General features: G+C 65.5%; 14 protein-coding genes. 5 read left to right on the forward strand and 9 right to left on the reverse strand.

Annotation, left to right across the window (positions count from 1 at the left end):
- Nucleotides 1-63: 63 nt before the first annotated feature.
- Nucleotides 64-1,593: a GMC family oxidoreductase gene (locus JQN66_RS15215; RefSeq protein ID WP_204675777.1), complete on the reverse strand. Its 1,530-nt coding sequence runs from the start codon at nt 1,591-1,593 to the stop codon at nt 64-66.
- A 228-nt stretch (nt 1,594-1,821) separates the two neighbouring features.
- On the opposite strand from JQN66_RS15215, the gene JQN66_RS15220 reads away from it, so the two are divergent.
- On the forward strand, nt 1,822-2,385 hold the full coding sequence (locus JQN66_RS15220) for a dihydrofolate reductase family protein (protein WP_188947090.1): 564 nt from the start codon (nt 1,822-1,824) through the stop codon (nt 2,383-2,385).
- A 96-nt stretch (nt 2,386-2,481) separates the two neighbouring features.
- Here JQN66_RS15220 and JQN66_RS15225 read toward each other — a convergent pair whose 3' ends face one another.
- Nucleotides 2,482-3,930 carry an APC family permease gene (locus JQN66_RS15225; RefSeq protein WP_204675778.1) on the reverse strand — a complete coding sequence of 483 codons (1,449 nt, stop codon included), beginning with the start codon at nt 3,928-3,930 and terminating at the stop codon, nt 2,482-2,484.
- A 421-nt stretch (nt 3,931-4,351) separates the two neighbouring features.
- Between JQN66_RS15225 and JQN66_RS15230 the strand changes: the two genes are divergently transcribed.
- Nucleotides 4,352-4,678, forward strand: coding sequence for a 4a-hydroxytetrahydrobiopterin dehydratase (locus JQN66_RS15230; RefSeq protein WP_188947087.1), 327 nt, complete (start codon nt 4,352-4,354; stop codon nt 4,676-4,678).
- A 9-nt stretch (nt 4,679-4,687) separates the two neighbouring features.
- Here the strand turns inward: JQN66_RS15230 and JQN66_RS15235 are convergent, their stop codons facing one another.
- Nucleotides 4,688-5,659, reverse strand: a complete 972-nt coding sequence (locus JQN66_RS15235; RefSeq protein WP_204675779.1) for an EamA family transporter — start codon at nt 5,657-5,659, stop codon at nt 4,688-4,690.
- A gap of 129 nt (nt 5,660-5,788) precedes the next feature.
- Here JQN66_RS15235 and JQN66_RS15240 point away from each other — a divergent pair, with 129 nt between their 5' ends.
- Together JQN66_RS15240 and JQN66_RS15245 are read left to right on the forward strand one after the other, a co-directional pair.
- Nucleotides 5,789-6,337: a CGNR zinc finger domain-containing protein gene (locus JQN66_RS15240; protein WP_188947084.1), complete on the forward strand. Its 549-nt coding sequence runs from the start codon at nt 5,789-5,791 to the stop codon at nt 6,335-6,337.
- A gap of 100 nt (nt 6,338-6,437) precedes the next feature.
- A complete protein-coding gene (locus JQN66_RS15245) occupies nt 6,438-6,746 on the forward strand; it encodes a hypothetical protein (protein ID WP_188947082.1) in 309 nt (102 codons plus the stop codon).
- A 16-nt stretch (nt 6,747-6,762) separates the two neighbouring features.
- Here the strand turns inward: JQN66_RS15245 and rraA are convergent, their stop codons facing one another.
- The 6 genes from rraA to JQN66_RS15275 all read right to left on the reverse strand — a co-directional run bounded on the left by rraA (nt 6,763) and on the right by JQN66_RS15275 (nt 12,603).
- Nucleotides 6,763-7,239 (reverse strand): ribonuclease E activity regulator RraA, encoded by a 477-nt coding sequence (rraA, locus tag JQN66_RS15250; RefSeq protein WP_188947080.1) that lies wholly within the window; start codon nt 7,237-7,239, stop codon nt 6,763-6,765.
- Between the two features lie 88 nt (nt 7,240-7,327).
- The gene (locus tag JQN66_RS15255; RefSeq protein ID WP_204675780.1) at nt 7,328-8,749 is read right to left on the reverse strand and encodes an amino acid permease; all 1,422 of its coding nucleotides are present in this window, start codon (nt 8,747-8,749) and stop codon (nt 7,328-7,330) included.
- 182 nt (nt 8,750-8,931) lie between these two features.
- On the reverse strand, nt 8,932-9,231 hold the full coding sequence (locus tag JQN66_RS15260) for a hypothetical protein (RefSeq protein ID WP_239464040.1): 300 nt from the start codon (nt 9,229-9,231) through the stop codon (nt 8,932-8,934).
- Nucleotides 9,232-9,269: 38 nt separating this feature from the next.
- On the reverse strand, nt 9,270-9,884 hold the full coding sequence (locus JQN66_RS15265) for an HdeD family acid-resistance protein (RefSeq protein ID WP_204675781.1): 615 nt from the start codon (nt 9,882-9,884) through the stop codon (nt 9,270-9,272).
- Between the two features lie 119 nt (nt 9,885-10,003).
- Nucleotides 10,004-11,233 (reverse strand): alpha-hydroxy acid oxidase, encoded by a 1,230-nt coding sequence (locus JQN66_RS15270; RefSeq protein ID WP_204675782.1) that lies wholly within the window; start codon nt 11,231-11,233, stop codon nt 10,004-10,006.
- A gap of 56 nt (nt 11,234-11,289) precedes the next feature.
- Nucleotides 11,290-12,603 (reverse strand): MFS transporter, encoded by a 1,314-nt coding sequence (locus JQN66_RS15275; RefSeq protein ID WP_239464041.1) that lies wholly within the window; start codon nt 12,601-12,603, stop codon nt 11,290-11,292.
- Nucleotides 12,604-12,753: 150 nt separating this feature from the next.
- On the opposite strand from JQN66_RS15275, the gene JQN66_RS15280 reads away from it, so the two are divergent.
- The gene (locus JQN66_RS15280; RefSeq protein ID WP_204675784.1) at nt 12,754-13,395 is read left to right on the forward strand and encodes a GntR family transcriptional regulator; all 642 of its coding nucleotides are present in this window, start codon (nt 12,754-12,756) and stop codon (nt 13,393-13,395) included.
- The last annotated feature ends 1 nt before the right edge of the window (nt 13,396 follow it).

A 13,396-nucleotide genomic window follows, 5' to 3' on the forward strand; every position in this document is an offset into this window, starting at 1 on the left:
CCTCGCACCGTCACGGGATGACGGCGCGAGGCCCCTGGCGCATTCCAGCCCGGAAGCCCGCGGCTACCGGCCCGCGGCCAGGTCCTCCAGCAGGAACTTCGCTCCGAGCTCGCCGATCAGCACCGCCGGGGCGTTGGTGTTGCCGGTGGTGATGCGCGGCATGATGGACGCGTCGATGACCCGCAGGCCCTCCAGCCCGTTGAGCTTCAGCCGCGGATCCACCACGGCCTGCGCGTCGACGCCCATGCGGCAGGTGCCCACCTGGTGGTGGTAGGTCACCACGTTGTTGCGGATGTAGTCTTCCAGCGCCGCGTCGTCCTGCACCGCGGCGCCCGGGTAGACCTCGACGGCTCCCCAGTCGCGGGCCAACGCCGGCTGCGCCATGATGCCGCGGCACTGCTTGATGGAGAACAGGAATGCGTCCATGTCCCGGCGGTCGTCCAGCGCGTTGAGGTCGATGCGCACCGGGTCGTCCAGCGACGGCCCGGACAGCGTCAGCTCTCCGCGGCTGTGCGGGGCCACGATGCCCGAGTGCAGGGTGAATGCCGTGCCGTCCACCGGCTCCATGCCCGGGGAGTACATCGGCACGGAGAAGAAGATCGGCTGGGTGTCGGGCACCGCCAAGTCCTTCCGGGACTTGGCGAACAGGTGGGTCTGCGACACCGAGACGCCGGGGCGCGGCGCCGGGATGTCCTTGGCGGTGGTCTGCCCGATCACCGGGGCCAGCAGGTGGTCGTGCAGGTTCTTGCCGACCTGCGGGGCGTCCAGCAGCGGAGCGACGCCGGCGGCTTCCAGCTCGGTGGAGGGGCCGATGCCCGAACGCAGCAGGATCTGCGGGGATCCCAGCGCCCCGGCGCTGAGCACCACCTCGTCCGCGCGCAGCTCGTGCATCTGCCCGCCGCTGCGGTAGCGCACACCCGCCACCGCGCCATCCTCGATCAGCAGCGAGTGCACCTCGGCGCCGGTGACGATGTCCAGCGACTCGCGCACCGGCTTCAGGTAGGCCTTCCAGGTGTTGATACGTTCGCCGTCAACGATGTTCACCTGCTCCTGGGAGACGCCTTCCAGGGATTCGCCGTTGTAATCCGGGTTGTGCTCGACGCCGGACTGCACCGCGGCGTCGATGATCGAGCGGTGGATCTCATCCAGCGGGTACTGGTCGACCACTGGAAGCAGGCCCGCGCCGCCGCGCAGCGCGCTGGCCCCGCCGGAGAAGTTCTCGATGTCCTTGTAGACCGGCAGGACGTTCTCCCAAGCCCAGTCCGGGCTGCTGACGCTGGCCCAGTGGTCGAAGTCCTGCGGCGCGCAGCGCACCCAGATGGTGGCGTTCAGCGCATGGGAGCCGCCCATGACCTTGCCGCGGGGCAGGTGCATCGGCTTGTTCGCGGTGCCCTGCATGGGCGTCGTGTAGTAGTCCCAATCGTCCGGGCTGTGCCACAGCTCCCCCATGCGCGAGAGGTCGTGGATGGCCGGGTTGGTGTCCTCGTTGCCGGCCTCGAACAGGGTGACGCTGGCTCCGGCGTCGACCAGCCGGCGCGCGACCACCGATCCCGCCGATCCTGCACCGACGACAATAACGGTCTTGTTCTCCATGGGTTCCCTTTTCTCCGGTGCAGGCCAGGGTCGACGTCGACTCCAGGTGTAGGCCGTGTCACACATATCGAACCCAGTATGCTACGGATTCGCGATGTATGGATTGGCCTGCAGCGCACGCAGGTTGGCTTCCAGCGCAGAGGGAACCCGGCCGGCAGTGCGCCGCCAGCCCTTTCCAGCAGGCCGATTGATGCGTACCGTGGAAACAACTTCCGAGAGGCGGCGGCAATGCGCAAGGTCATCTATTCCATGTCCATGACGATGGACGGATTCATCACCGGCCCGGATGGGGGAATCGACTGGAGCGTGCCGGGCGACGACATCTACCAGGCGTCCATCGACGAGGCCAAAGACCTGAGCGTCCATCTCATGGGGCGCAAGCTCTACGACATCATGCTCTATTGGGAGACCGCCGCGGACAACCCGGAAAGCACTGCGCTGGACCTGGACTGGATTGCGCTGTGGAACCCGCTGCCCAAAATCGTCTTCTCCCGCACGCTCAGCGCAGTGCAGGGCAACGCCCGGCTGGCCACCCGACCGCTGGCCGAAGAGATCGAGGCCCTGCGGGCGCAGGACGGCGACGGGGAGATCGCCGTCGGCGGCGCAGACCTGGCCGCGCAGGCCGCGCGGCTGGGGCTGATCGACGAGTACCGGATCAACCTGTTCCCCGTGGTGGTGGGCGGCGGGACCCCCTACTTTGCCCCCGGCATCGCCCGCACGAATCTGGAGCTGCGCTCCGCGCACGAGTTCAGCGGCGGGGTCATGCGCCTGTGCTACGGGGTCAAGCGCTAGCACACCGGAAACCCCACGCTGGAGACCTGCCGCTTAAATGCGGTCAGGGTGCGTCCGCGAACGGACGCACCCTGCCTGCGTTGCTACCGCATGAGGCTACTTCTTGCGTCGTGCCCTGACGACTTCAAGCACCTTGTCCTCGGCGTCGACGCCGGCGGGGATGCCGCGGGGCACCTTGAAGAAGAACAGCGCGCCCATGGCCCACCAGATCGCGAAGATCAGCCACGGCTGCCAGGTCAGCTGCGCTGGCATGCCAGGCATGTAGAGGCTGAACAGGCCGAAGGTCAGCACGACCGAGGCCCAGCCGATGACTTCGCCGAAGCGTCCTTCGCCGCCGATGCGCAGCGGGCGGTCCATCTGCGGCTCGCGGCGGCGCAGCAGCAGGAAGGTCACGGAAACCAGGAAGTAGGCGATGATGATGCTCGGGGCGCCCGAGTCCACGAGCCAGCCCAGCATGCGTTCGCCGAAGAACGGAGCGATCAGCGAGATGCCGCCGATGAACAGCAGCGCGTTGTGCGGGGTCTTGTACTTCGGGTGCAGGCGGGCGAACCACTCCGGAAGCATGCCGGAACGGGCCAGCGAGAACACCAGGCGGGACGCGCCCAGCAGCAGGGAGTTCCAGGAGGTCAGGATGCCCGCGATGCCGCCGGCAATCAGGATCTTGGCCATCAGGTCGGAGTTGAACAGCGCGCCGAAGGCGTCGGCAGTGGCGATGTTGGCATTCGCCAGCTCCGAGGCCGGCATGGCCGAGGCGGTGGTCAGCACCACCATGACGTACCACAGGGTCGCCATGATGACGGCGATGACCACGAGCTTGCCGATCTGGCGCGAAGGGATCTTGACCTCTTCGGCGGACTGCGGGATCACGTCGAAGCCGATGAACAGGAACGGCACGGCCATCAGCACCGTGAAGAAGCCCTTCATGCCCGGGGTGAACCACGGCTCCATGTTCGAAGCCTCGCCGCCGGTGACCGAACCGAAGATCATGAGCAGGCCGATGGCCAGCAGGAAGATCACGGTGAAGGTCTGCACCACGCCGGCCTGCTTCACGCCGCGGATGTTGATCCAGGTGATCAGGATGCCGGCCAGGACGCCGACCAGCGCCCAGGTCAGGTGGACCTCGAAGCCGGCGATGGTCCACAGCGGGATCTTGCTCATGCCGGGGAAGATGTACTCAACGGTACGCGGGAAGGCCACGGCTTCGAAGGCCACGATCGTGACATAGCCGCCGGTGATCGCCCAGGATCCGATGAACGAAGGACGCGGGCCGAGTGCGCGCAGAATGAAGTTGTGCTCGCCGCCGGCCTTGGGCATGGAAGCGGTCAACTCGGCGTAGGTCAGGCCGACCACGGCCATGATGCCGCCGCCGACCAGAACCGCGACGATAGTTCCCATGGTTCCGGCACTCGACAGCCAGCCGCCGGTGAGGACGACCCAGCCGAACCCGATCATGGCGCCGAAGCCAAGGGCCAGGGCATCCCAGTTGCCCAGGGTCTTGGCCAGGGATACCTGCCCTGGATCCTTATTAGTACGTGTTGTGGACAACGTCGACCCTTTCACTTAAGCATGTTGTGGCGTTGGAACACCGCCAAGAATCATCCCGTGACTGATACAACCCAATCGGCCAAAGTCACGGATAATTGACGGCCATGCGCCGAGCGGTAGCCATGAATCGGTGAACGGGCGAAGTTATCGGCCACGGAACGACACCGGAATTTGCCCGTCGCCGATCTCATGAGAGAATATTCGTCACTCATTTGTACTCAACCTGCTTGGGATGCCGTGCGGGAGCCTGAACCATGGCAGGCCGAGTCCATTCCCCAGGACCGCCGCCCCGCGGGTTCGCGTCGTCCTGTGCAATCTCTGACACCCGTTGGCAGACGTCGCCGCCCCATGCAACGATGGCCACGAAAAGGGGGCGCCGCCGCTCGTGGTGAGCAGCGGCATTGTTTTCCGGAGGGGAACCATGACGGAAACCGGGCCGTTGCCGCGCGTGCAGGTGTGGCAGCTGATGGACGAGTTGCAGGATTGGGAATTGGGCGAGCGCTTGCTGAGCGCCAGTTATCGGTTCGATACGACGGCCACTGCGCTTGAATTCATCGCGGTGATCGGGCTGGCCGCCGAACAGCTCAACCACCATCCGACCGTTGACTGGCGCTACGAGTCGGTCCACGTGGGAATCTCGCTGCGCAGCGTCCACGGGATCGCGGCGCGGGACTTCGAATTGGCCGCGCGGATTTCGGAGGAAGCTGCGAAGCTCGAAGGGCTGGCAGTAGAGGGTGACCCGCGCTGAGGCTCTGGCTTACAGGCGGGTGCTGCGCAGTTCGTCGATGCGGACCAGCACCACTCCGCCGACAATCAGCAAACCGCCGAGCAGCTGCACCGGGCCGGGAAGCTCGGAGAGCAGCAGCCAGGCCCACAGCACCGCGAAGAGCACCTCGGTCAGCGAGATGAAGCTGGCGACCTTCGAGCCCAGGGCCCGTGCGGCCATCACGCCGGTGGTGTAGGAGAAGACCGTGGAGATCAGGATCAGCCCGATGAGCGCGAGCCACCACGGGGTTTCATAACCTGCGAAGGAGCCGGAGCCGGTGGAGAATTCCATGGGCAGGATGCCGAAGGCGGCCACCGCCACCATCGACAGGGCGCCGATCGCCATGCCGCCGGCGGAGAGCATGATCGGCGGCAGCGCACCGTCCACGCGGGCGCTGATGAAGAAGTACACGGTCAGGCCGATGGCGGCTCCCAGCCCCCACAGGACGCCGATCGGGTCGATGTCCGAGGCACCGGTCAAGTCCAGCACCGCAACGAGGCCGCCGAGGGCCAGCAGCGTGCCGGCGATCGTGGCCACCGACGGGCGTTTCTTGTGCCGCACCCACAGCACCAGCACGATCAGCACCGGCGCCAGGTACTCCAGCAGCAGCGCCACACCGACATCCAACCGCTGCACCGCCAGGAAGTAGCACAGCTGGCAGGCGCCGACCCCGAAAAGGCCGAACAGCAGGATCGATACCCAGTTGGTGCGCAGCAGCGTCCAGCGCCCGCGCATGGCGAGCATGGCCGGGATTGCCAGCACCAGGGCCGCGCCCGCCATCCGCGCGGTCACCGCGGCGACCGGGGACCAACCGGCCTCGAAGAGCCCTCGGGCGAAGGTGCCGGAAATGCCGAAGGCCGCCGAGGACGCCAGCGCGATCCATATTCCCCGGGCGGAGTTGGACATGCGCGGCGCAGCGGCGGTCTGGGCAGGTGAATCCAGCGGATCCGGGGTGTGCGTCATAAAGTATGCGATACCTTCAAAGAGCTTCCGCCGGGTCAACGGCGACCCGGCGGAGATGGAACATCTGATCCAGACGATACGGTTAGGCTTGAAGCACAGTCAATCCGCTAGCTCGTTCAGGACTGAATTATGACTTTTGCGCCAGATATCGAAGCCTCGTTGAAGGTCATCGTGAACCTTTTGAACACCGAGGTGCAGATCGTCGATATGCTCTCCACCGTGGCGGATCTGGACGAATTCCTGGATTCCCAGCACTTCACCGCAGACCGGGCCCACAACCAGGCCGAGCTGCGATCCATCCGCCAGCTGCGCTCGCAGCTCAAGAGCATCTGGACCGCTTCGGAGGAAGACGCGGTGTTCCGCGTCAACCAGATCCTGCGTACCGCCAATGCCCAGCCACAGCTGATCAAGTCCGCGAAGCACGGCTACAAGCTGCATGCGACCACCACGAGCAGCCCGCTCTACGACCGGTTCGCGGTGAACGCCGCCATGGCCCTGGCCGAGGTCGTGCTGTCCGGAGGGCTGGATCGCCTGCGCATCTGCGCTTCCACCGACTGCAGCAACGCCTTGCTGGATCTCTCGCGGAACCGTTCCAAGCTGTACTGCGACGCGGGCAACTGCGCCAACCGGGAGCACGTGCGGGCCTACCGCGCCCGCAAGGCCTCCGGCGGCAGGTAACTTTGAAATATTGGGGGCGCACCTATTCGCCTTTGACGATGCCGAACCCTAAGATGAAGACATACCCGGCACGCCGAGTGTCATCTCGAAAGGACAGGTCATGACCGAAGAAACACATGCATCCTCCGGTTACGAGGCACGTTTGGAAGCCGTTAAGACCGGCCCTTTGCGTGCTGCCGGACGCTGGGTTGTGGCCCTGGCATCCGCGACCTTGGGCGACGCCGAATTCGAAGCCAACGAACCACAGGTCGTGGTGCATTCCCGCCTGGATGATTCGGTACTGCTCAGCCTGCACACCTCAAGCCTCGAAGAGGCCGAACGGCTGATTGTCCAGATCCGCGAGGACCTGGACTCGATGACCGTCGAGGAATTCAAGAACGAGTGGCTCCCGGCCAACGACGACCGCTGATCGCACCCGCCTCGTTTTAGTGCTGGACGAGGATTCCGTCGATGTCGGCGTAGACCATGGCTCCGGGACGGATTTTCACGTCCCCGATGCTGATGACTTCATCCACGGTGCCGTGCCCGCGCTTCACGGTCTTGCGCGGGTTGCTCCCGATCGCCTTGATGCCAAGCTGCAAGCTGGCCAGTTCCGCACGGTCGCGCACCGCCCCATGGATGATGATGCCCGCCCAGCCGTTCGTCTCGGCGTTCTTGGCAATCATGTCGCCCAGCAGCGCAAAGCGCAGCGACCCTCCGCCGTCCACCACGAGCACCGCGCCGTTGCCCGGGAAGCTCAAGGTTTCCTTGATGAGCCCGTTGTCCTCATGGCATTTAATGGTGCGGGCCGGGCCGTGGAACGACAGCCGGCCGCCGAAGTCCTGGAACTGGACCGAGATCGACTGCAGGTCATCCCCGTGCTCGTCGTAGAGGTCGGCGGTGCTGATTGGGTCTTGGTGCATGGGGTCCTCCCGGTCAAGGAATCGTTGGTTTCCGACACCACACAGCCTAGCTGGAGATGCGGAGAACCCCTGAGGCATCCGCTGAGTGTTACTTCAGGCTGTGCTCGGCCTTGTAGTGGACCTCGGCCAGTCCGCCGAGCCGTGAATGGCGGCGGCCGTAGGCCAGGTAAACCAGCGCACCGATCAGCATCCAGATGCCGAAGACCACCCAGGTGACGCCGGCCAGGTTGAACATGAGGTAGAGGCAGGCGGCGATGCCCAGCAGCGGCACGGCCGGATACAGCGGCACGCGGAAGGTGCGCGGGGCGTCGGGCTGGGTGCGGCGCAGGTAGATGACCGAGACGCCCACCAGCGCGAAGGCGAACAGGGTGCCGATGCTGGTGGCTTCGGCCAGCTGGCCCAGCGGGATCAGCGCCGCGGTCACCGCGACCACCGAACCGGTCACCAGGGTGCCGACCACCGGGGTGTGGGTTTCGCTGGAAACCTTGCCGAAGAAGCGGGGAATCAACCCGTCGCGGGCCATGGACAGCAGGATGCGGGTCTGGCCGTAGAGCACTGTCAACACCACCGAGACGATCGCGACCACCGAGGCGAGCGCGAAGAAGAACGCAAGCCATGGCTGGCCGGTGATCTCGGAAACGATCTGCACCAGGGCGGCCTCGGACTCGCCGAACCATTCCCAGTTGCGGGCGCCCACGGCGGCCACGGCCACCAGCACGTAAATCGCGGTCACCAGGGCCATGGCGATCAGGATGGCGCGCGGCAGGTCGCGCTGCGGGTTCTTGGCTTCCTCGCCTGCGGTGGAGGCGGCGTCGAAGCCGATGTAGGAGAAGAACACCATCGAAGCTGCGCCGCTGACGCCGGCGATGCCCATGGGCAGCAGCGGTTCGAAGTTGCCCGAGTCGAAGGCGGTGAAGGCGACGATCACGAAGAAGACCAGGATGGCGATCTTGATGATCACCATGACGGTGTTGGCCACTGCCGATTCACGGGCGCCGCGCACCAGCAGGAAGGTGGCGAGAATAACGACCAGCAGGGCCGGCAGGTTGACCAGCCCGCCGTCGGCCGCGCCGCTGGAAAGGTAGTCGGGCAGGGACAGCCCGAAGATTTCCAATGTCTGGTTGACGTAGGCTCCGGCGCCGACGGCGACCGCCGCGGCGGAGACCGCGTATTCGAGCACCAGGCACCAACCGCAGATCCAGGCGATGCCCTCGCCGAGTGTCACGTAGGAATAGGAGTAGCTGGATCCCGCGACGGGAACCATGCCGGCCATTTCGGCGTAGGACACCGCCGAGAGCAGCGCGGTGATGCCGGCGATGACGAACGCAATCCAGACGGCCGGGCCGGCCTTGGGCACTGCATCGCCCAGGATCACCAGGATGCCGGTGCCGAGGGTTGCGCCCACGGAGAGCATGACCAGCTGGAAGACTCCGAAGGTGCGTTTGAGCTGGCCCATGCCGGCGTTGTCCGCCGAGTCCCTGGCCATGGCGGCAATAGACTTCCGCCGCATTAGCTGGCGCCCAAGCGGGGTTCCGTCTACGGACGTACTCTTGCTGGTACTGCTCACTTGAATCCTTAGTTAGTGCACGGAATGTGCGCTGGGGCACGTTCGGCTCCACCAAACGACAAAGCGCCGGGACTTCCACTGACGGAGAGTCCCAGCGCGTCGCGACGCTTGGTCAAGTTTTATTATCAGTCTTTTTTGAACTTCTTGTCCGGGTTGGCCGAAGAGCGGTTCACTCCGGTGCCTTTGCCCAATTCCGGGTCATTTTCCTTTGACGCCATGGTCAAGACGGAAATCACCAGCAGACTGGCGACGAACGCGATGCCAAAGCAGGCAAATCCGACATCCAGTCGGACCTCGTTCTGCGATCCGCCGGTCGAGGTGATCATGCCGACGCCGCCTGCGACGAGGGCCAAAATCAAAGAGAAGCTCAGTGGGCCCTTGATGGACTGGCTCCACGGCTGCTTCTTCTTCGGGTTGTTTCCCACCGGGAACTCCGTTTCTACTTTTGCTGAGGTCGTCAAGGCTAGTTGGTCCCGTCGGTGCCGGGATTCGAGGTGCCGCCGGCTTCGAGACCGTCAGTGGCCGCGGTGGCCTTCATTTCATGTCGATGGCCGAAACCGGCAATCAGAACGAACACGGCGAGCACGATGGCGCCGCCGCCAATGACGCCGAACATTGCGTGGGCGTCCATATTAAATCCGAAGAGCGTCGCAGCGGCCAGGATCAGTCCGACAACGCTGGTGACCAGCTGGTTGCGGAACGGCGGGAACTGCGTGCGCAGGGTGAAGAAGACATACAGCTCGACCAGGCCGGTGACCAGGAAGGCGAAGGCCGCCAGGATGCCGATCCACATGGTGGTGGTGGCGAAAATGGTGGCGATGCCGGCAATCAGCATCAGGCCAGCGCCCAGCGCGTACGGGCCGCGCGACTTCTCAGGAGCGCTGTCCACGGTCACGTATTGCCACATGAACACGCCGGTGACCACGAGGAACGCCGCGGTGGAGTAGGACAGGACCTTCTCGTCGGCGCCCACCCAGAAGATGGACAGCAGCGCGTAGATCGCCGCGGTCAGGCCACGCAGCAATACGGGGCGGAAGACATCTTGGGCTTGAACTGGGGTGGTTTTTGGTGCTGGCACGCTTTCCATTCTACCGCCGATAGAACTATCCGCCACTTCGGCCGGGCTTAATCACACCGGCCCGCGGACCATCCCCCCAGGGGGAGGTCCGCGGGCCGGTGCCGCGGCGGCGATGCCTGCTAGAGCACGACGTTGCGCCGGCGAATCAGCGCGGGAGTCAACTCCTTGATACTGGCTGCCCCCATCAACTGCATGTTGACCTCAACTTCCTTGGCCAGCAACTCGATGGCGCGGGTGACGCCCTGCTCGCCGCCGGCCATCAGGCCGTACAGGTAGGCGCGTCCGATGAGCACAAAATCCGCCCCGGCGCACAGGCTGGCCACGATGTCGGCGCCGGACATGATGCCGGAATCCATGATGATTTCCATCTCCTCGCCGACTTCGGCACGCACCTCGCTCACGGCTTCGAAGGCGATCGGCGCGCGGTCCAGCTGGCGTCCGCCGTGGTTCGAGACGACCAGGCCGTCCGCGCCGGCGGCCTTCGCCTTGGCCGCATCCTCGGCGGTGAGCACCCCCTTGACGAAGAGCTTGCCCTTCCACAGCTCGCGGATCCATTTCAGGTCCTCGAAGTCCAGGGAGGAGTCGAACATCGAGTTGATGATGGTCGGCAGGTCCGCCGAGGTGTCGGACAGCGACGCGAATTTCAGCGAATCGGTGGTCAGGAAGTTGAACCACCACTCCGGCCGGTAGGAGGCGTCCAGCACGGTCTTCAGCGTCAGCTCGGGCGGGATCTTCATGCCGTTGCGGGTGTCGCGGAACCTCTGTCCCGCCACCGGGGTGTCCACGGTGACCAGCAGGGTGTCGAATCCTTCGGCCGCGGCGCGCTCAACCAGCGCCTTGGACTTCTCGCGGTCCTTCCACAGGTAGAGCTGGAACCACTTGCGCCCCTCGGGAGCCGCCTGCGCGACCTCCTCGATGGAGCGGGTGCCCATGGTGGAGAGGCTGAAGGGGATGCCTGCCTTCATCGCCGCGCGCGAGCCGCCGATTTCGCCTTCCGAGTGCATGAAGCGGGTGAAGCCGGTCGGGGCGATGCCGAAGGGCAGGGCCGAGTGCCCGCCGGCGATGGTGGTGGACAGGTCCGAGTGGGCGGTGCCGTGCAGGATGCGCGGCAGCAGCTCCACCGAGTCGAAGACCCGGCGGGCCCGGTCCGCGGTGATTTCGCGGCCGGCGGCGCCGTCCACGTAGTCGAAGGCGGCGGTGGGCGTCCGGCGCTTGGCGATCTTGCGCAGGTCCCAGAGGTCGGCAGCCGCGGCCAGGCGGACCGCGCGGCGGTCGGTGGATGGAACCTTGAACCTCATCAGGCTCACCAGTTCACCCAGATCCGGCAGTTGGCGCTTGAGGTTTCCCATGTCGTTGTTCCTTAGTATTCGTGGTTGTTGATAGTGACGCGGCGGGCGCGGCAAGCCTAGTACAGCTGGCGTTTGGTTGCGCGGGTTCCCAGGTAGATGGCGATCACCGAGGACAGGCAGCAGGCGGCCAGGTAGGTGGCGGGCAGGGTGATCGACCCGTTGCCCAGTTCCAGCAGCGCGGCGGCGATCAGCGGGGAAAGCCCGGCGACCAGTGCGCCGTTGAGTTCCCGGGCGATGGCGATACCGGAGAATCGCACCTTGACCGGGAATAGCTCGGTCAAGAACGCGCCCTGCGCCCCGGAGGTGCACGGGATGATCAAGGCGTAGCCGGCGGCCACGGCCAGCAGGCCGAACAGGAATTGGTCCGTGGCGAGCATCCAGAAGATCGGAAAGGCCAGCAGCACGCCGGAGACATTGCCTGCGGCCAGCACCCTGGACGCCCCGTAGCGGTCGGCCAGCCAGCCGCCCAGCGGGGTCAGCAGCACCGAGACCAGTGAGCCGAGGGTGACCGCCAGCAGCGCCGCGGAGCGGTCCATTCCGGAGGAGACCATCAGGCTGATGGAGAAGACGGCGATGATGTAGTTGACCGCGTTGTGCCCGGTGATGGCGAAGAATCCGAGGATGACCCGCGGGGTGTGGGATTCGAAGACCTCGCGCACCGGCAGCTTGGCGCCGTCGGCGTTGACCTTGGCCGCTTCCATGGTCTTGGCGTATTCCGGGGTTTCCTCCAGCTTGTTGCGGATGTAGATGGCCACGACGAACAGCAGGGCGGAGACCAGGAACGGGATGCGCCAGGCCCAGCCCAACAGCACCTCTTCACCGGGAAGCGAGACCAGGAAGAAGCAGATGGTGGCCAGCGCGATGCCCAGCGGCGGGGTCGAGAGCACCAGCGAAGTGTAGAAGCCGCGCTTCTTGGGTTCGGAGTACTCGGCGACCAGCGTCATGGCGCCGGTCAGCTCGGCACCGGCCCCGAAGCCCTGGACCAGGCGGAAGAGCACCAGAAGCCCCACCGACCAGGCGCCCCAGGACTGCGCCGTGGGCAGCAGCCCGATGCCCACGGTCGCAATCCCCATCAGGATGATCGACAGCAGCATCGCCGGGCGTCGCCCGTAGCGGTCGCCCAGGTGCCCGATCACGATGCCGCCCAGCGGCCTGGCGACGAAGCCCACGGCGAAGGTGGCGAAGGCCGCGATGGACGCGGCGGAGTCCCCCGCGCCGGAGAAGAAGAGGGGGCCGATCACCACGGAGGCGGCGGCGCCGTACAGCGCATAGTCGTACCACTCGATGGCGGTTCCGAAGACCGAAGCGACAAGCGCCCTGCGGCGGTTGCGCTGCGCTTGGGCGCTGCCAGCTTGCTGAAGTGTGGTCACGGAAGTGGTCTCCTTCGTCCGGATTTCAGATGTGAGATTCCTGAAATATATTTCAATCCAGACTAAGGTGTTCTCGGGAGCAGAAGTGAACTGGATCCCGAACATTACAAAAAGTTCCGGTCGCGAAGAGCACCGAGAAAACGGGGACTCATGGCCGGTTCTATCTCCGAGCGACTGACCGTCGCCTTGCGCGACCGCATCAACAGCGGCGTGCTGGCCCCCGGATCCATGCTCGTCGAACCGGCGCTGGCCCAGGAATTCAATGTCTCCAAGACCCCGGTGCGCGAGTCGCTGCGCCAGCTGACCAGCGAGGGACTGCTGCAGATCCTGCCCAAGAAGGGCTATCTGGTGCGTGCCATCTCCATGAACGACGTCTACGAGGTGCTGGAAATGCGCCTGTTGCTGGAACCATACGTGTGCAGCCAGGTGGCCCGGATGCACAGCGCGCAGCTGATCCAGACCCTGCAAGGCCATCTGGAGGACCAGGAACGGCTCGCGGTCAGCGATCCGATCGCCTCGATGCATGCAGCCCGGCTCTTCCACACCGAACTGAGCCACGCGGCGCGCAACTCGCGGATCGTGGCGGCGCTGGACAGCTGCTTCGCGCAGACCGCCCGCGCCCACTACGTGCTCCCGGCCATGCAGCCCTACATGTCGCAGTCGGATGAACTCGCCGAGCACCGCGCAATCCTCGACGCGCTGGCCCGGGCCGATGCCGACGGGGCCGCGCAGGCCATGCGCTCCCATCTGGCCTCGATCCGCTCCGCCATGCTGGGGCCAGCCCAGTTCTAGT

It is taken from the genome of Glutamicibacter protophormiae (genome assembly GCF_016894325.1).
Lineage (GTDB): Bacteria > Actinomycetota > Actinomycetes > Actinomycetales > Micrococcaceae > Glutamicibacter > Glutamicibacter protophormiae.

Coding starts and splice junctions, on each gene's coding strand:
- JQN66_RS15215 (WP_204675777.1), bottom strand. CDS start 1,593: ATGGAGAACAAGACCGTTATTGTCGTCGGTGCAGGATCGGCGGGATCG.
- JQN66_RS15220 (WP_188947090.1), top strand. CDS start 1,822: ATGCGCAAGGTCATCTATTCCATGTCCATGACGATGGACGGATTCATC.
- JQN66_RS15230 (WP_188947087.1), top strand. CDS start 4,352: ATGACGGAAACCGGGCCGTTGCCGCGCGTGCAGGTGTGGCAGCTGATG.
- JQN66_RS15235 (WP_204675779.1), bottom strand. CDS start 5,659: ATGACGCACACCCCGGATCCGCTGGATTCACCTGCCCAGACCGCCGCT.
- JQN66_RS15240 (WP_188947084.1), top strand. CDS start 5,789: ATGACTTTTGCGCCAGATATCGAAGCCTCGTTGAAGGTCATCGTGAAC.
- JQN66_RS15245 (WP_188947082.1), top strand. CDS start 6,438: ATGACCGAAGAAACACATGCATCCTCCGGTTACGAGGCACGTTTGGAA.
- rraA (WP_188947080.1), bottom strand. CDS start 7,239: ATGCACCAAGACCCAATCAGCACCGCCGACCTCTACGACGAGCACGGG.
- JQN66_RS15255 (WP_204675780.1), bottom strand. CDS start 8,749: ATGCGGCGGAAGTCTATTGCCGCCATGGCCAGGGACTCGGCGGACAAC.
- JQN66_RS15270 (WP_204675782.1), bottom strand. CDS start 11,233: ATGGGAAACCTCAAGCGCCAACTGCCGGATCTGGGTGAACTGGTGAGC.
- JQN66_RS15280 (WP_204675784.1), top strand. CDS start 12,754: ATGGCCGGTTCTATCTCCGAGCGACTGACCGTCGCCTTGCGCGACCGC.